16 protein-coding genes are annotated in these 15,606 nt (G+C 62.5%); 10 read left to right on the forward strand and 6 right to left on the reverse strand.

What is annotated here, in order from left to right; genetic code table 11:
• Nucleotides 1-374 precede the first annotated feature (374 nt).
• Nucleotides 375-617, forward strand: a complete 243-nt coding sequence (locus tag D0Z70_RS20870; protein WP_119749770.1) for a hypothetical protein — start codon at nucleotides 375-377, stop codon at nucleotides 615-617.
• Here D0Z70_RS20870 and D0Z70_RS20875 read toward each other — a convergent pair.
• Entirely contained in the window at nucleotides 614-1,594 is a 981-nt protein-coding gene (locus D0Z70_RS20875) for a hypothetical protein (protein WP_147418809.1), read from the reverse strand. The genes D0Z70_RS20870 and D0Z70_RS20875 overlap by 4 nt on opposite strands.
• Before the next feature lie 203 nt (nucleotides 1,595-1,797).
• Between D0Z70_RS20875 and D0Z70_RS20880 the strand changes: the two genes are divergently transcribed.
• A complete protein-coding gene (locus D0Z70_RS20880) occupies nucleotides 1,798-2,118 on the forward strand; it encodes a hypothetical protein (protein ID WP_147418810.1) in 321 nt (106 codons plus the stop codon).
• Between the two features lie 72 nt (nucleotides 2,119-2,190).
• Here D0Z70_RS20880 and D0Z70_RS20885 read toward each other — a convergent pair whose 3' ends face one another.
• From D0Z70_RS20885 to D0Z70_RS20900, 4 genes are all read right to left on the reverse strand, one after another.
• Nucleotides 2,191-3,735: a relaxase/mobilization nuclease domain-containing protein gene (locus D0Z70_RS20885; RefSeq protein WP_119749776.1), complete on the reverse strand. Its 1,545-nt coding sequence runs from the start codon at nucleotides 3,733-3,735 to the stop codon at nucleotides 2,191-2,193.
• Nucleotides 3,732-4,112, reverse strand: coding sequence for a hypothetical protein (locus D0Z70_RS20890; RefSeq protein WP_119749778.1), 381 nt, complete (start codon nucleotides 4,110-4,112; stop codon nucleotides 3,732-3,734). The genes D0Z70_RS20885 and D0Z70_RS20890 overlap by 4 nt, the downstream gene beginning before the upstream one ends.
• A 249-nt stretch (nucleotides 4,113-4,361) precedes the next feature.
• Nucleotides 4,362-4,583, reverse strand: coding sequence for a hypothetical protein (locus D0Z70_RS20895; protein WP_119749780.1), 222 nt, complete (start codon nucleotides 4,581-4,583; stop codon nucleotides 4,362-4,364).
• Nucleotides 4,574-5,542 carry a magnesium and cobalt transport protein CorA gene (locus D0Z70_RS20900; RefSeq protein WP_119749782.1) on the reverse strand — a complete coding sequence of 323 codons (969 nt, stop codon included), beginning with the start codon at nucleotides 5,540-5,542 and terminating at the stop codon, nucleotides 4,574-4,576. The genes D0Z70_RS20895 and D0Z70_RS20900 overlap by 10 nt, the downstream gene beginning before the upstream one ends.
• A 177-nt stretch (nucleotides 5,543-5,719) precedes the next feature.
• Here D0Z70_RS20900 and D0Z70_RS20905 point away from each other — a divergent pair, with 177 nt between their 5' ends.
• From D0Z70_RS20905 to epsC, 8 genes are all read left to right on the forward strand, one after another.
• Nucleotides 5,720-6,247 carry a hypothetical protein gene (locus tag D0Z70_RS20905; RefSeq protein ID WP_119749784.1) on the forward strand — a complete coding sequence of 176 codons (528 nt, stop codon included), beginning with the start codon at nucleotides 5,720-5,722 and terminating at the stop codon, nucleotides 6,245-6,247.
• A 139-nt stretch (nucleotides 6,248-6,386) separates the two neighbouring features.
• Complete coding sequence (locus D0Z70_RS20910; protein WP_119749786.1) at nucleotides 6,387-7,103, forward strand: response regulator transcription factor; 717 nt, start codon at nucleotides 6,387-6,389, stop codon at nucleotides 7,101-7,103.
• Between the two features lie 147 nt (nucleotides 7,104-7,250).
• A complete protein-coding gene (locus D0Z70_RS20915; RefSeq protein WP_119749788.1) occupies nucleotides 7,251-7,949 on the forward strand; it encodes a carbonic anhydrase in 699 nt (232 codons plus the stop codon).
• A gap of 3 nt (nucleotides 7,950-7,952) precedes the next feature.
• Nucleotides 7,953-9,449, forward strand: coding sequence for a SulP family inorganic anion transporter (locus D0Z70_RS20920; RefSeq protein WP_119749790.1), 1,497 nt, complete (start codon nucleotides 7,953-7,955; stop codon nucleotides 9,447-9,449).
• A 265-nt stretch (nucleotides 9,450-9,714) separates the two neighbouring features.
• Nucleotides 9,715-10,560: a TorF family putative porin gene (locus D0Z70_RS20925; RefSeq protein WP_119749792.1), complete on the forward strand. Its 846-nt coding sequence runs from the start codon at nucleotides 9,715-9,717 to the stop codon at nucleotides 10,558-10,560.
• A gap of 177 nt (nucleotides 10,561-10,737) precedes the next feature.
• Nucleotides 10,738-11,448, forward strand: a complete 711-nt coding sequence (locus D0Z70_RS20930; RefSeq protein ID WP_006961535.1) for a response regulator — start codon at nucleotides 10,738-10,740, stop codon at nucleotides 11,446-11,448.
• Nucleotides 11,445-12,767 (forward strand): ATP-binding protein, encoded by a 1,323-nt coding sequence (locus D0Z70_RS20935; RefSeq protein WP_119749794.1) that lies wholly within the window; start codon nucleotides 11,445-11,447, stop codon nucleotides 12,765-12,767. Before D0Z70_RS20930 ends, D0Z70_RS20935 begins: the two co-directional genes overlap by 4 nt.
• Nucleotides 12,768-12,851: 84 nt before the next feature.
• Entirely contained in the window at nucleotides 12,852-13,859 is a 1,008-nt protein-coding gene (gene epsC, locus D0Z70_RS20940; RefSeq protein ID WP_119749796.1) for a serine O-acetyltransferase EpsC, read from the forward strand.
• A gap of 94 nt (nucleotides 13,860-13,953) precedes the next feature.
• Here epsC and D0Z70_RS20945 read toward each other — a convergent pair whose 3' ends face one another.
• Entirely contained in the window at nucleotides 13,954-15,582 is a 1,629-nt protein-coding gene (locus D0Z70_RS20945; RefSeq protein ID WP_119749798.1) for an alkaline phosphatase family protein, read from the reverse strand.
• Nucleotides 15,583-15,606: the final 24 nt, after the last annotated feature.

A 15,606-nucleotide genomic window follows, 5' to 3' on the forward strand; every position in this document is an offset into this window, starting at 1 on the left:
GAAATTACCGTGATCTGACTCATCGCACCGTCCTTAGTATCGGTGCAAACACCGGCGCTTGCACCGGTGCCATGTCAAAATATCAGCCAATCACCGCAAGGCGGCCCTCACCGGAGCGATACGCACAAGGCCCGTGCCGGAATGCAGCAGGCCGTAGCGCAAGGCTATCGCATCAGTTGCGTGTTCATGGGGCCAACCGGGGGGCGCGCCTCCATGGAAATATATGCCAAAGGGCATCATGTCACCAACCCCATCGACTTGAACGAGATCAGTCAAGCAGACATCACGCGGCTCGTTCGGGACGTGTGGCGCGAATATTACGCGCGATAGTCTCGCTCGGTCTGCCCCCACTTAACCAATCCCGGAGATTCATTATGGCCGAAGATCCGCGCGTAAATGCGCATAATGACAGGACTCGCATCGAGCGTGAGAACGCGGAACGCGAAGCCATTGCGAAAGCTGGCCGAAAATCGCGTGATGCCATGCAGCGGCAAATAGAGGCTGACGGACGGAAGTTGCAGGATGGAAACGGCACCAAAAGCGGCTGCTCGGTCGTCGTGATTGCGCTGCTCGGAATTCCCGCTGCGCTGAGCGCAGCATATCGCATCATCGCTTAAAGCGGTCGGGGTGGTGCGGGCGTAAGGTGGATGCTTTCATTATCCAGTTCAAATCCGGTGACTTTCCCGGTTTCGATCGCACCACGGTCGCCTGCGCTGGCAAGACGATTGTATTTTTGGCTATCCGCCCGAAGGATTTCTGCCTCATTCGCGGCCACGGCATCCGCCGCGATTATTTTCGCTTCGTTGCGCTGCGTCTGGTAGGCGGCTTCGCCTAGCTGCTGCGCGCCAAGCACAGTGGCAGCACGGCGCTCCGCCAGAATGCGGGCTTCGCCAGTGTCGGCATGTTCGATTTCGGCGCGCGCTTCGACCACGGCCTCACGTTCCTGCACGACCTCGCCTCGGCGCTTCATGCGCTCGTTCCATTCCTCTTCGAGGTCGCCATTCTCGCGGTCTAGCGCCTGACGGCGCAATGTGAGATCGGCAGCATCCATGCGGGCAATCTCATCCGGCGACAGTCCAGCATTGCGGGCAAGGCGCAGGTGCGCCGGATTGTTCGGATCGAACTTCCCGCTGCGCTTGAGGCGGGTCAATTCGTCCAGCGCTTCCATCTGTTCGCCGATGGCTTCCTGACGTTGACGGATTTCCTCCAGCCGCTTGTCGATTGCGGCAAGCTCTGCATCCAGCGCCGCCAGCTTGCGATCAAGGTCCGCCCGATATTGGTCGAGCGCAAACTCCCAAGCATCGTGCTCCTCATGCTGGCGCTTTTCAGCGTCGATTGTGCGGATAGCAGCAAGACCGCCGGTCAACCGAAAATTGGGGTTAGCGGTATCGGGATTGGCGGCAACATCGGCAAGGAAAGCCATGCCGAGATTGTGTCGCTCAAGTTCGCTGTCCCGCGCAGCACCTGTCTCATGTACGGGATCGACGTGCGCCTCGAAGCGATGGGACAATAGGCCGCCCGCATTACGCGGCGGCCTGTGCATATCTGGAACGGCGGCTCTGAGCCGCTCTATTTCGCTGGCATCCAATGCCATGTGCACCCTCATTATGGCCCGGTTCTCGTTCTGCTTTTGCGGGCACAACCATGATATGCGGGAAAATCTAAAAAATGGTTAACAAAACCCTAATCGGCGTTGGTGTCCGACATACCTATCCCCCCGTATAGGGTCGCCGCACGTCCTAAACTCCCGGCCATGGCGGACCATCCGGCTCCGCCCGGCTCATCGGGAGAAAGGCAATGTTCGGACAGCATAGGGGTGGTGGCGGTAGCATGGGCGGCGGCAATCCCACGAACTGGATCATCAAATGGTTCTCGATCACGATGGCGGTCGGTTTCACCTTCGTATTCACGCCGCAAATTCATGGGGCGACCGTGGATTGGGCCATTGGCTATATGGAAGTGAACTATGGCGCATGGATGGTGGCCATCGGCTGGTTCTTCTGGTGGATCATCGTTGCGATGCTGACATTCCTGTTCAGCGCGCTGGTCGTCATGCTTGCCCTGATGGCGGGCGAATTCCTGATGCTGACGCTCGGAAGTGGCGGCGGTCGGCGATAACGCCGCCCCAAAAAGAAAGGCCTGAACTTCATGGGGTCGCGCCGATATGGCGCGGCCCCAATTTTTGTCGCCTTACCGCTCGATGTCAGGACCGCGATCCGCATGGTCCCGGTCTTTATTCTGTTCGAGCCATTTCACGCGCTCGTTGAAGTCCGACGCGATGTCATGCCGCTTCTGTTCAATATCCCGGTGCGTCGAACGCTGCCGTTGCTCGAACAGCCATGAAAGACGTTCCTCATCCCGGTCGGGCGTAGCCTCCCTTGTGTTCGATTGCTGGCTGGCCAGCCATTGTTCACGCTCCTGATCCTTGATGTGCTGCTGCTGTTCCAGCCAATCGCGGCGGTCGTCCTGTTCGCTGCGCTGTTGCGCTTCCAGCCAAGCCCGCCGGGCATCGTGCTTGTTGCTGCGGTCGGCGGCAAGCTGCGCGGCAAGGTCGCGGTGCAGTTCGACGACACGGTCGCCATGGTCCTTGCGAACATCGACGATGCGCTGTTGTAGCTGGCGACGCTCGGCAAGCTGGGCATCAAGGAGTCGCTGACGCTGTTCGCGGTCGCGCTGGAGCGCGGCCCACGCCTCGCGCTCATGCTCCTCGCGGAGTTTCGCATAGCGGCCCGTAATGCGGTCGAGAACACCGGCAAGGCCATGACGCAGACGTTCGGCGCGCTGGCGCTGTTCGTCCTCATGCCGCTTCCTGAGCCCCTCATCGAGGCGCTGGCGTTCCTCCGCATGATCGACCTTCATCGCCATGCGCTGCGCGTCGAGAGGAGCAAGCCGCTCGGTCTTCTGACTGTCGGCTTCCCCGATCAGCTTTTGCAATGTCGGCGCGATATGTTCGGCGACATGAGCGCGCGTATCGTCGAGGCTGCGAAGTTCCTCGGCGCTGCCGAGTCGTTCGCGCACCTCCTTGCTTTTCCTGTCGAGCAAGCGGGACAGAGCGATGACCTCGCCGCGCCAGGTCATCGCCACATGGCTGCGACGGTCGCCCTTGGCGAGATACAAGCCGCGCGCCTCCAATGCCTGCTCGAAGGACGCGCGATTGTCGGAGAGCGCCCATGCTTCCTTGGCCATCAGCTTCAACTGCTTGGGATCGATGCCTTCGCGCTTGGCTTGCTGGTAAAGCGTCAGGTCGAAATTGCGCGGGTCGCGCTCGGTCCTGTCGATATAACCCTGCGGCAGCTTCCATCCCTGTTCAAGATAGATGTCCTTGGAGATCGCCATCAGCCGCTGCTTGTAGAAGGGCAACGGAATGACGGTCATGCGCTCAGCGTCGATGCGCGACCACACGGCATGGGCATGTCGCCGCCCTTCCTTCTCGTGGAAGATGACGACGCGCGGCTGGTCCTTCAGACCGACAGAAAGCTCGATGTCGGCGATGGCCTTTTCGAACACGGCAACGTCAACGCTCTGGTCCTGCGGCGGAGAAAGGGAGACGGAAAATAAGGTCTGGCGGGATTTGACGCCCTGATCCATGGCCTGCTGCTCACGCATGGCGGCCATGACATCCTCGGCCATGAAGCCGCGAACATCATGCTGTTCGATCTGGTCATTGTCGCGGTCGTTGAGCAAATGGCGCGCCAGCGCCGTTGGATTGCCGCGTGTCGATGCTTTGATGATCATGGGGCATCTCGCGCATCGAGGCCGAGCGCCTGCACCAGCATCCGGCGTATCTCGGCGAGGTCGCGGCAAGCGTGATGCAACTCGGATTCGGTTTCGGGGGTGACGGGAAGGGAGCCGCTGTTGGCCGCCTTGGCGAGTTGGTTGACGTTGGAGGACAGGCGCGATTGGCCCAGAAGAGCCATAAGCTGCGAGAGAAGAATATGGTCACGCACCGGAGCCTTGCCGCGTGTGCGCGGCGGTGGTCGGTCGGGGTCGAACAAGCGCCACTTTATATATGCGCCCAGACTCATGCCAGCCGCGTCACGCTCAAGGCGCGCGCGTTCGTCACGCGATAGCCGCAGCGAAAGCGGCGCATCGCGTTTTTTCTGATCAGGCATGGGTCACGACAAACAAAGGCGCACCATTCCCGCGCGAGTGAACACGCGGGTATGATGCGCCGGGTTGGAACGAAGTTCGGGGGTTTACGGAATCAGGGCCGCGCCATCATGGGCCGGGTGGTTCCGGGCCATCAGTCGCCGGGAGATCTTCCAAGGCATCCAGCGGCATAGCAGCCAAAAGCTGGTTCCAGTCCGCCAAGGTCGAGAAAAGTTGGTTCAAACTTTCCCCTTCAAGGCGCACCATTTTTCTTACGCCTCAGCCAGCATCGCGTCGATGACCGCCTGCCAGACGGCGAGCGCTGGCGCGTCCATCGGCAGGCCCGGATCGCGGATCGTGGTTAGAACGACGCGGGCGTTTTCCCGATACATGCGCCGCATCGGTTCCGCGTCGGGATCGGCCCAGTCCCAGTCGGGCGCGATATTGGCGTACATGGCACGGGCGGCGCGTTCCACGGCTTCTGTCACAGCCATTTGAGTTTCCTGAAGCGGGCGTAGAGCAGGGTGCAGATGATGCTGATTACGCTCAGCACGACGAAATAGCCGTAGCGGGTGCGCAGTTCGGGCATATGGTCGAAATTCATGCCGTAAATGCCCGCGATCGCTGTCGGCACAGCCAGGATCGCGGCCCAGGCGGCGAGCTGACGGGTGATGACGCCGGTGCGCTGTTGTTCGAGCAGATTGCTGAATTCAAACACCGACGTCAGGATTTCGCGCAGATCCTCCACCATTGTCTGGACCCGGCGGACATGGTCGCGCACGTCGCTGAAATAGGGGCGGGCTTCAGGGTCGATGCAGGGCAGTTCCTGCTTGACGAATTTGGTCGCGACCTCCTGCATCGGGGTCAGGATGCGCTGGAAGCGCAGCAACTGGCGGCGCAGGTTGAAGATGCGGGTGATGTCGTCGCGGCCCAGGAAAGTATCGACCGTATGCTGCTCCATCGCCAGCACCTCTTCCTCTATCCCCTCGATAATCGGCAGATAGCCATCGACCACGAAGTCCAGGATGGCGTGCAGGACATAATCGACGCCCTGGGACAGGCGGGCAGGCACCGCCTCCAGATCCTGCCGCAGGGCCAGGTGCGCGCGGGCCGAACCGTGGCGGACGGTGATGATATGGCTGTGGCCCACGAAGATCGCGGTTTCGCCATAGCAGATGCTGCCATCCTCGACATGGGCGGTGCGGGCGACGACGAACAGCTGGTCGCCATAGAGATCTACCTTGGGCAACTGGTTGGCCTTGATCGCATCCTCGACTGCGAGCGGATGCAGATCATAGGTGCGCTGGAGCGCCTGCATTTCAGCCAGCGTCGGGTCGGCGACACCGATCCAGACAAATTCGGATTTGTCATGAGCGCAGTCGATTCGTTCGTCGATCGACACTGCCCGGACACGGGCACCATTGCGATAAAGATAGGCAGCAACGACGGTCATAAGCGGGTCCGGTTGAGGCAAGATGATTGCCGATTAGCAGATGCCGACGCTCTACCCCAGTCGGGCCACGACTTGCATGATTTTTCGTCAAGAGGGTGGCGGCTGACTTTGGCGTGACATAGTTGGGGACGACAGGGGGGTATCGAAAATCGCGCGAAAGCGGAGACGGTTCTACCCATGTTTGCCATAGATTTCGAGGCGTCCTGCCTGCCGCGCCATGGACGGTCCTTTCCGATCGAGGTCGGACTGGCGGGCAGGGACGGTGCGCGCAGCTGGCTGATTCGGCCGCACCCTGACTGGTCGGGGTGGGACTGGACGGCCGAGGCGGAGGCTTTGCATGGGCTGAGCCGGGCGCGGATTGAGCGTGACGGCCTGCCCGTCCATGTCGTGCTGGATCAGCTGGACGATGCGGTGGGCGGGCAACGGGTGGTCGCCGACAGCCTGATCGACCCCTATTGGCTGGACACGCTGGCAGCGGCTGCCGGACGGGCGGCCCCCTTTGCGATCGATCATGTCGCAACCCTGATGGATGAGCGGCAGGTCGATGAAGCGCAGATCAGCGCGGCGGTGCGGATCGCCGACCAGCGCTGTCCGACGCGACATTGGGCGGGCAGCGACGCCTTGTGGCTGGCAAGCGTGATGGCGCAGCTATGGCCCGATGTGACTGGCTATCCCGCCGCCCGGATGCCGCTGATGTCCCGGTAGCAACAATTTGTTACGTCCGGCAAATTTCGGAGACATTCGCCGTCCCTAATTCGGGCGCTCCGGTTCCGCAGGGATCGGATGCTTTCGCCTGAGCAGGAGTTGCGATGATGACGGACAAAGGTGCGCCGGAAGGCCCGCAATGCCGGTAACCGCGCCGCTGATCATGGTCGCCGAGACGCAGCCGGACCTGCGCCGGACGATCCGCGAATTTCTGGAGGAGAGCGGCTTTCGCGTCCTTCCGGCCAAATCCTCCGATGATGTCTTTCAGGCATTGGGCACAATGCCGGTCGGTGTCGTCGTGCTGGATTCGGCGCTGCGCGGGGCGGACGGGCTGGACCTGTGTCGCGACGTGCGCGAACGCAGCGATGTGCCGGTCATTCTGGTCGGTGCCAACAGCAGCGAGGTTGACCGGGTGGTCGGGCTGGAGCTGGGGGCGGATGATTATATGGCCAAACCCTATTCGGGTCGCGAACTGGCGGCGCGGGTGCGGGCGGTGCTGCGCCGGGGGCGTAGCGACCGGTCGCTGGGCCTTGGCCGCCAGACCGAAGCGCTGTTCGATGGTTGGGTGGTGCATTTCGGGCGGCGGGAAGTGTTCGATCCGGCAGGCCTGCCCGTCAATCTGACGGCGGCGGAATTTACATTGCTGGCTGTGTTGCTGGATCATCCACAGACGGTGATTGCGCGGGCGCGGCTGATGGAACTGGCCGGGGTGCGGGACGCGCCATCGTCCGATCGCAGCATCGACGTGCTGATCAGCCGCCTGCGCCGCAAGCTGCGCCATGGCGACCGGCCCGCGCCGATCGTGACCGCGCGCGGCGTCGGCTATATGTTGAGCGCGACGGTCGATCGCCGCTGAAATCGGGCATTGTCGCGCTGGCGTATCAATTCAACGTCCAGACATACTATTTAACAAAGCCGCTGCGACGCAGCAAAACCGCTCTCCTATCTAAGCTGGCAGGCCGGTCCGCCCCCAGACCGGCAAAGCAACAAAAGGATAGACTCCATGAACGAGCTTATCGGTCGCGTTTTCAACTTCGAAAAGCACACTTTTCCGAATGAAAGCGCGCTTTACAATCGACTCGCCAGTGACGGCCAGAGCCCCAAGGCGCTGATGATCTCCTGCGCTGATTCGCGGATCGTGCCCGAACATATCATGCAGGCACAGCCCGGCGATCTGTTCGTATGCCGCAATGCGGGCAATATCGTCCCGCCGCACGCGACGCAAAATGGCGGCGTGACCTCGACGGTCGAATATGCCGTCATGGTGCTGGGCGTGCGCGACATCATCGTGTGCGGTCATAGCGATTGCGGCGCGATGAAGGCTTTGTCCACCGAGGCTGACCTGACTGCCATGCCCAATGTTGCCGCCTGGCTGCGGCACAGCCACGCCGCGCAGCAGGTTTGCCGCGAAAGCTATCCTGCCGATCTGAGCGACGCGGAAAAGCTGCGCAATATGGCGCTGGAAAATGTCGTGGTGCAGCTGGCCCATCTGCGCACCCATCCATCGGTCGCGTCGGGCATCGCGCGCGGTGAGATTGCGCTGCATGGCTGGTATGTCGACATTCACGCCGGTCTGGTGATGGGCCTTGATGGCGAAACCGGCCGCTTTTCGCCGTTGCGCGAAGGGCAGCCACTGCCGGTCGCGTTACCCCATGGTCGTCGCCTCGCGGGCGAAAGCCATTATGCCCTGGCGGCGGAGTAAGCCATGTTGAAAGCCTTTTCCGGTGGCACATTCAGCCGCGATTTCGTAGCGTCGATCGTTGTCTTTCTGGTGGCGATGCCGCTGTGCATGGGCATTGCGGTTGCATCCGGCGTACCGCCGGAAAAAGGCCTGATCACCGGCATCATCGGCGGCATCGTTGTGGGGTTGCTGGCAGGTTCGCCGTTGCAGGTCAGCGGTCCTGCGGCGGGTTTGGCCGTCATCGTCTTTGAAATCGTCCGCGAACAGGGGCTGTCCGCCCTTGGTCCCATCCTGATCCTGGCAGGCGCGATCCAGGTCGTCGCTGGCCTGTTGCGGGTCGGCGGCTGGTTTCGTGCCATCTCGCCTGCGGTCGTCCACGGGATGCTCGCGGGCATCGGCGTGCTGATCGTGGTCGGCCAATTCCATGTGCTGTTCGACGACAAGCCGCTGTCGAGCGGCCTGCAAAATCTGATCGCGATGCCGGGCCAGATTTTCGGGCTGAGCAATAGCGATGCGGCGACGGCCTTTGCGGTCGGCATGGTCACCATCTTTGGCATGTTGGGCTGGGAGAAATTCCGTCCCGCCTCGCTCAAGCTGGTGCCTGGCGCGCTGGTTGGCGTGGTTGCGGCCACGCTGATAGCGTTCCTGCTCGGCCTGCCGGTTGCGCGAGTCACAGTGCCCGAATCGATTGTCGGTGCCATAGCTCTGCCCGACGGTGGCTTGCTGGCGCAGTTGCTCAACCCGACCGTCATCACGACCGCCATTGCCATCGCCTTCATCGCCAGCGCCGAAACATTGCTCTCAGCCGCCGCGGTCGACCGGATGCATGACGGCGTCCGCACCGATTATAACCGCGAACTGAGCGCGCAGGGCGTGGGCAATCTGCTTTGCGGCTTTGCCGGGGCGCTGCCGATGACCGGTGTTATCGTTCGTAGTTCCGCCAACGTGCAGGCAGGGGCCAAGACCCGCATGTCGGCCGTGCTGCATGGCGTATGGATATTGGGCTTCGTCGCGCTGCTCCCCTGGTTGCTGCGTGAAATCCCGATGGCTGCGCTGGCGGGCATATTGGTCGTCACCGGTGTCCGTCTGGTCAGTGTCGATCATGTTCGCCATCTGCTCCACCGCTATGGCCCATTGCCTGCCGTGGTGTGGGCCGCGACGCTGATTTGCGTCGTTGCGACCGACCTGTTGACCGGCGTGCTGGTCGGCATCGGTCTGTCGATGCTGGAACTGGTACCGCATCTTAGCCGCCTGCGGCTCAGGATGGAGGAAGAAAGCCGGGGCGACGCGCATGAAGTCGCGCTGCGCGGGTCTGCGACCTTCCTCAACCTGCCCAAGCTGTCGGCCAAGCTCGATTCGCTGCCGACCGCTGGCCTCGTCATCCTGAATGTCGAGCGGCTGGGGCATATCGACCATACATGCGCGGAAATGGTGCGCGAATGGGTCGACCGCCGCCGCGGCGCGGGGTCGCCCGTTGAACTGTTTGGCGCAACCGGACGGATGCGCCAGCTCGTCGCCTGATCATCCCCCCTCGACCAGGTGACAAAAGGTGCCGCCGTGTCCCCCGACACGGCGGCATTTTGCGCTTTGGCGTCGCCATGTGCCGGGAATTAATAGTTACTTTTATGTCACAGCGATGAGCATCATCTCGCATCTGCGAGAAAATCCTGTTTGCCTGACGGGCATTTGAGAATTAGGCAGACCTCGACCACCGGTACTGGAAGCGCAAGCAACAGACTTTCGGACCAGAGTGGACGCAGGACGGAACATTCTTTCGTAAAGGGGAATGTTCATGAAGTATAAGATCGCTACTGTCGCCCTCGCGCTTATTTCCAGCGTACCGGCTTTCGCGCAGGAAGAACCTGCTAGCCCCGTCACCGTTACGGGCAGCGTTGCACTCGTTTCCGACTATCGTTTCCGTGGCGTGTCGCAGAGCGACAAGGGCATGGCCGTTCAGGGTGGCATTACCGCCACGCATGAAAGCGGCGCCTATGTCGGCACCTGGGCATCGAACCTGGGTGGCTGGGGCCGTTTCGGTGGCTCCAACATGGAACTCGACCTGTTCGCCGGTTACGCCATTCCGTTGGGCGGCGCGACGCTGGACGTCGGTCTGACCTGGTATATGTACCCGTCGGGTGCGGACATCACCGATTTCGCCGAACCCTATATCAAGCTGTCCAGCACGATCGGCCCGGTCAAGGGTCTGGTTGGCGTTGCCTACGCGCCCAAGCAGGAAGCCCTGGGTAACTGGTGCAGCGATGCGGCTTGCACCATCTTCAATCCGGGCGACAAGGAAGATAACCTCTACGTCTGGGCTGACGTGAGCGGCGCCATCCCCAACACGCCGGTTTCGCTGAAGGCGCATCTGGGTTGGTCGAATGGTAACCCCGGCCTTGGCCCGAACGGTACGTCGATCGCGCCGACTGGCAAGTATCTCGACTGGATGGTCGGTGCGGACGTCGCCATTCCCGGCACGCCGCTGACCCTGGGCGTGGCCTATGTCGACACCGACATTGCCCGCGTCGAGGAAAATTATCTGCGTCCCAACTTCATGGTTTCGGGCGATAGCAAGGACGTTGGCAAGTCGATTGCGCGCAGCCAGGTCGTCTTCTCGCTGACCGCAGCCTTCTGATCTAATATGCCGGGCCTGTTCATGCAGGCCCGGCATAACCTTGCCTGTCGCAGTTGCGCTGGCATGACAAATTGTTGCTGGTGCGGCTGCGGATCGTTTCCCAAGCGTCTCATGGTTGACCCCTGTTAAGGGCGACCCTATCCCTGCTGACATGACCAACGCTCTGTCGGCCCCATCATGACTGCCCCCACCATCATCCTGGTCGAGGATGACCCGCCGCTCCGCACCCTGACCGCGCGAGCGTTGCAGGAACATGGCTATCAGGTTCGCCCTGCCTCTTCGGGACCGGAAATGTGGGTCGCGTTTGATGCCGGGCCGGTTGATCTGGTCGTGCTGGACGTCATGCTGCCCGGCACCAACGGCATTGACCTGTGCCGCCAGATCCGGCGCAAGAGCGACGTTCCCATCATCTTCATCAGCGCCAAGGGCAGCGAGACCGACCGGATCGTCGGGCTGGAACTGGGCGCGGACGATTATCTGCCAAAGCCGTTCGGCACCCGCGAACTGATCGCCCGCATCCGCGCCATATTGCGCCGGGTGGGGCTGGAGCGCGGGCCGGACGATCATCGCGAAAATGAAGCGCGCTTCGACGATTGGGTGGTCAATTTTCCCCGCCGCGAACTGCGATCGCCCACCGGCGCGATCGTTGACCTGACCGGTGCGGAATTTGATCTGCTGGGCAGCTTCCTCAGCCATCCGCAGCGGGTGATCGCGCGGGAGCGGCTGATCGAACTGTCGCGCACCCGCATGGGCGACAGCAGCGACCGCAGCATCGACGTGCTGGTCAGCCGCCTGCGCCGTAAGCTGACCACCGAAGATCGCCCCGCGCCGATCACTACCGTGCGCGGCGTCGGATACATGTTCAATGCCGAGGTCAGCCGCGCTTGAAACGGCATTTCAAAGGATCGCTGGGGCTGGTCGGCCGCATTTTTGCGATCCTGTTGCTGACGGTCATGCTGGAATTTGCGGTCGGCACGCTGATGTACGAACGCGCCAGCCAGCTATCGTTGCAGGATGATGAGGCGCGGCGCCTGGCCGAGCATCTGGTGATCGCCCGCAAGCTGCTGACCGAACAACCGGTCGAGGAGCGCCGCACCATGGGTGTGCAGCTGACCACGGATCGGTACGATGTCCACTGGTCGCCCGCTGCGCCGCCGCCGCCGCCGCTGTCGCCCGAACTGGAACGGATGCGGCAACAGATCATCGCCTGGGAACCCAGTCTGGAACGGTCGCGCCTGTGGCTGCGACTGGCGTCGCCCGGTCGCCATTCGGAAATCAATGGCGGGCTGCAATTGCCCGATGGCAGCTGGCTCTATTTCGGGATGCACCATGGCGGGGGCAAATGGGCCTTCACCATCGGGCGGATGGGGATGGCGCTGATCCCGGTGCTCGCTTTGTTGATCGCAGGCTGGGTGCTGATCCGCAAGACGCTGGACCCGCTGCGCGACCTGACCCGCGCGACCGAGCAGATTGGCCTGGGACGGGAAGTCATCTTGCCTGAAGCGGGCACCAATGATGTGCGCAACCTGATCCGCGCCTTCAACGTGATGCAGACCCGCATCCATCGCCTGATCGACGAGCGGACCGAGACGCTGGCGGCGGTCGGCCATGACATGCGGACCCCGCTCGCCCGGCTGCAATTGCGGCTGGAGACGGTGCCGGATGGCGAGACGCGCGCGGCGATGGACGGCGATCTGGAGGAAATGGGGCAGATGATCGAATCGCTGCTCGATTTTCTGGGTGGCGAGAAAGATCCCGAACCCGCGGTGCGCACCGACCTGGCCGTTACGGTGGCGACGATTGTCGATGCGTTTCAGGACCATGGCCATGATGTCGATTATGCCGGGCCGGACCATCTGGAAATGGCGGTGCGGGCGCTCTCGCTCCGCCGGGCGGTGCGCAACCTCATTGAAAATGCGCTTCATTATGGCAAGCGCGCGCGGGTGAGCGTGGAACGCAAGGGGAATGAGGTGCTGATCCGGGTCGATGACGATGGCCCCGGCATCCCGCGCGACCAGTTGGACGCCGTGCTCAAGCCCTTCGCCCGGCTCGACACCGCGCGTCAGCGTAATACGAGCGGGCTGGGGCTGGGACTGGCGATCGTGCAAAAGGCGGTGGATGCCGAAGGGGGTAAGCTGACGCTGGCCAATCGGCCCGAAGGGGGCTTGCGCGCCGAAATCTGCCTGTTCCTGCCCGCCAGCAAATGAGAAACTGTCCGGCTACAAGCAAAACTCGTTTATCGCCAAGTCCCTGAACAGGCTAAGCCTGCGTCATCAAGGAATGAGGCGCATATGACGGCGGACGTGGACAAGCCAAATAGCGAGGTTGACGGTTACTGGGATCTGGATCGGCTGGTTGCTGATCTGGGCGCAGTGCGCGGTCGTTGGCGGCGCGAACAGCAGCATCATGCCGAATATGGCGCGGAGGGTTTTCCCTCGCGCGCCAATCTGACGAAAATCATGCAGGCGCTGTGCGGCGCGCTGTTCCCGCTGCGGCTTGGCCCCGATTTCGTGCGGCTGCATAATGAGGATAGTTTCGTCGCCGAGACGCTCCAGACCGTGCTCAGCCGCCTCTACGGCCAGATCAGGCTGGAGCTGATTTATGCGCTTAAGGACGAACCGGCGACCGCGATCGACGCGCAGGCGACGCGGATCATCAGCGGCTTTGCACAGGCGCTGCCCGGTTTGCGCGAATTGCTCGATACCGATGTGGAGGCGGCGTTTCTGGGCGATCCCGCCGCGCGCAGCGTGGACGAGGTGCTGATCTGCTACCCCTCGATGCTGGCGATCATCCACCATCGGCTGGCGCACCGGCTGCACGAACTGGGCGCGCCGCTGGTGGCGCGGATCATCTCCGAAATCGCCCATGGCAAGACCGGGATCGACATTCACCCTGGCGCGAAGATCGGTCCCAGCTTCTTCATCGATCATGGCACCGGCGTCGTCATCGGCGAAACCGCGATCGTGGGACAGCGGGTGCGGCTCTATCAGGGCGTGACTCTGGGCGCGCGCAGCTTCCCGTCGGACGAGAAGGGTGCGCTGGAAAAGGCACTGCCGCGCCATCCGATCATCGAGGATGATGTCGTCATCTATGCCGGCGCGACGGTGCTGGGGCGGATCATCGTCGGCAGCCGGTCGGTCATCGGCGGCAATGTCTGGCTGACCGACAGCGTGCCGGCCGACTCCAACGTGCGTCAGGCCAAGGCGCAATATGAGGTGACCAGCCGGGTCGAGGTATCCGCCCCGCACCGCGTCCATGCGATGGTGCAAAGCACGGACGGGGTGGGGGAGAATATTTGATCCTACCTCCGTTCGTTTCGAGCGTGTCGAGAAACGCTGGCTGAGGTTTCTCGACTTCGCTCGAAACGAACGGAGGTTGGGTGTTTGATCGGGTTTATTGCGCCGGGCAGCTGGTCCCTTCGCCCGCCACCAGATCCAGGCAGCGGCCGTCAATCTCGCTCTTGGCAACCGGCAGGGCGATCAGCGCCGCCAGCGTGGGCATGATGTCCACCGTCTCCACGCCCAGTGGCTGTTCGAAATGGATCAGCCCCTTGCGCCAGAAGAGGATGGGGACGCGGCGGTCATAGTCCCATGGGCTGCCATGGGTAGCGACATAGCCTTTGGTCGGATCGGGGATCGGGGTCACGCGCGGTTTCAGCAGCAGCAATATGTCGCCCGACCGTTGGGCATCGAAGCTGGCGCGGGCTTCCTGAAGCAGGGTCCAGCTTTCCGGCGGGCCGGAGGGGGAGGGGACGGCGGCGATCTGCGCCTTGGTATAGGCCGCCTCGACCTGCGGATGGGCGCGCAGCAATTTGAGCGTTTCGGCCTCTACCTTCGCGCGCTGGGCGGCGGTCAGTCCTTTGTCGATATACAGGTCGCCCGCCGGGCCGTCGCCCCAGATCAGTTTCCTGCCAGTGAGGCCGGTCTTTGCGCCGATGGTTGCGGTCAGCGCCTTGGGCGTCAGCGCTTCATCGACGCGCGCGTCCATCGGCATGGCATTTTCCTGATGGCGTTCGGGCAGGTCGTGGCCGCCATGGTCGGCAGTCAGCACCACGGCATAGTCGATGCCATCCTTGTCGAGGCGATCGAAGAAAGCGCCCAGTTCCCGGTCGAGCCGGTCGATCTGGATGCAGCTTTCCGTGCCTTCGGTGCCATATGTGTGACCGACATAATCGGTTGCCGACAGGCCGATCGAGATGATGTCGGTCTGTGCCTGCTTGCCCAGCGCCATGCTTTCGATCGCGCCGGCGGCCAGCACCAGCGTCATTGCATCCTGTTCGGGCGAGGCGCGGAAGGCCTTGAAGTCACCGGCGGCGCGGGCGAAGCGACCGGTGCCGACACTCTTGCCAGCGCCGATCGACACGGGGAAATCCTTGGCCATACATTGCTGCGGCAGCTCAAAGCCCGGATTGGGCTGGGCCAGACGCTGGGCGAAAGCTTCGTTGATTTTCGCGACCAGCGGCGGGGTGGCGACGCCCTTGTAGCTGACAAAGCCCTGCGCGCCGCCGATCCACCAAGTCTGGTCGGCGGTCGGCCCGCCCATCATGATCGCGGCGCGATCCTTCCCCGCGACCGACACGACGCGGGTGGCGGGGTTGGCGATCTTCATTCGACCGCCCAAAGTCGGGACTTTGAGGTGAATGGGGGAGGCGACATAATCGCCGCTGTTGCTGCCGGACACGCTTTCATCCTCGGCGCAATAGATCGCCTTGTCCTCCCGCGCGGTCGACAGGTCGAACCAGGTGTTGGCGATGATGCCGGTGCGCGATGGGCGGCTACCGGTCAGGATGGTCGAATGGCCGGGGCAGGTTTCGGTCGCCGCATGGCTTTGATAGCCTTTGGGGAACACGACGCCCTGCGTCAGTCGCTTGAGGCCGCCGCTATAATATTGGCGATATTCGCTGAACAGGTCGGCCGAAAACTGGTCGACCGAGATCGCGACGATCAGCTTGGGCGGCGTCGTTTGTGCGGTCGCGGGGGTTGCGGTGGCGAGCAGCAGGGCGGCGGCGACTTTTCTCAACATCTACTGTACCTTCTCCAGCCTTGA

Origin of the sequence: Sphingobium terrigena (assembly GCF_003591655.1) — a bacterium.
Lineage (GTDB): Bacteria > Pseudomonadota > Alphaproteobacteria > Sphingomonadales > Sphingomonadaceae > Sphingobium > Sphingobium terrigena.

Coding starts and splice junctions, on each gene's coding strand:
- D0Z70_RS20900 (WP_119749782.1), bottom strand. CDS start 5,542: ATGACCGTCGTTGCTGCCTATCTTTATCGCAATGGTGCCCGTGTCCGG.
- D0Z70_RS20885 (WP_119749776.1), bottom strand. CDS start 3,735: ATGATCATCAAAGCATCGACACGCGGCAATCCAACGGCGCTGGCGCGC.
- D0Z70_RS20925 (WP_119749792.1), top strand. CDS start 9,715: ATGTTCATGAAGTATAAGATCGCTACTGTCGCCCTCGCGCTTATTTCC.
- D0Z70_RS20880 (WP_147418810.1), top strand. CDS start 1,798: ATGTTCGGACAGCATAGGGGTGGTGGCGGTAGCATGGGCGGCGGCAAT.
- D0Z70_RS20895 (WP_119749780.1), bottom strand. CDS start 4,583: ATGGCTGTGACAGAAGCCGTGGAACGCGCCGCCCGTGCCATGTACGCC.
- D0Z70_RS20890 (WP_119749778.1), bottom strand. CDS start 4,112: ATGCCTGATCAGAAAAAACGCGATGCGCCGCTTTCGCTGCGGCTATCG.
- D0Z70_RS20905 (WP_119749784.1), top strand. CDS start 5,720: ATGTTTGCCATAGATTTCGAGGCGTCCTGCCTGCCGCGCCATGGACGG.
- D0Z70_RS20915 (WP_119749788.1), top strand. CDS start 7,251: ATGAACGAGCTTATCGGTCGCGTTTTCAACTTCGAAAAGCACACTTTT.
- D0Z70_RS20930 (WP_006961535.1), top strand. CDS start 10,738: ATGACTGCCCCCACCATCATCCTGGTCGAGGATGACCCGCCGCTCCGC.
- D0Z70_RS20875 (WP_147418809.1), bottom strand. CDS start 1,594: ATGGCATTGGATGCCAGCGAAATAGAGCGGCTCAGAGCCGCCGTTCCA.
- D0Z70_RS20920 (WP_119749790.1), top strand. CDS start 7,953: ATGTTGAAAGCCTTTTCCGGTGGCACATTCAGCCGCGATTTCGTAGCG.
- D0Z70_RS20870 (WP_119749770.1), top strand. CDS start 375: ATGGCCGAAGATCCGCGCGTAAATGCGCATAATGACAGGACTCGCATC.
- D0Z70_RS20910 (WP_119749786.1), top strand. CDS start 6,387: ATGCCGGTAACCGCGCCGCTGATCATGGTCGCCGAGACGCAGCCGGAC.
- epsC (WP_119749796.1), top strand. CDS start 12,852: ATGACGGCGGACGTGGACAAGCCAAATAGCGAGGTTGACGGTTACTGG.
- D0Z70_RS20945 (WP_119749798.1), bottom strand. CDS start 15,582: ATGTTGAGAAAAGTCGCCGCCGCCCTGCTGCTCGCCACCGCAACCCCC.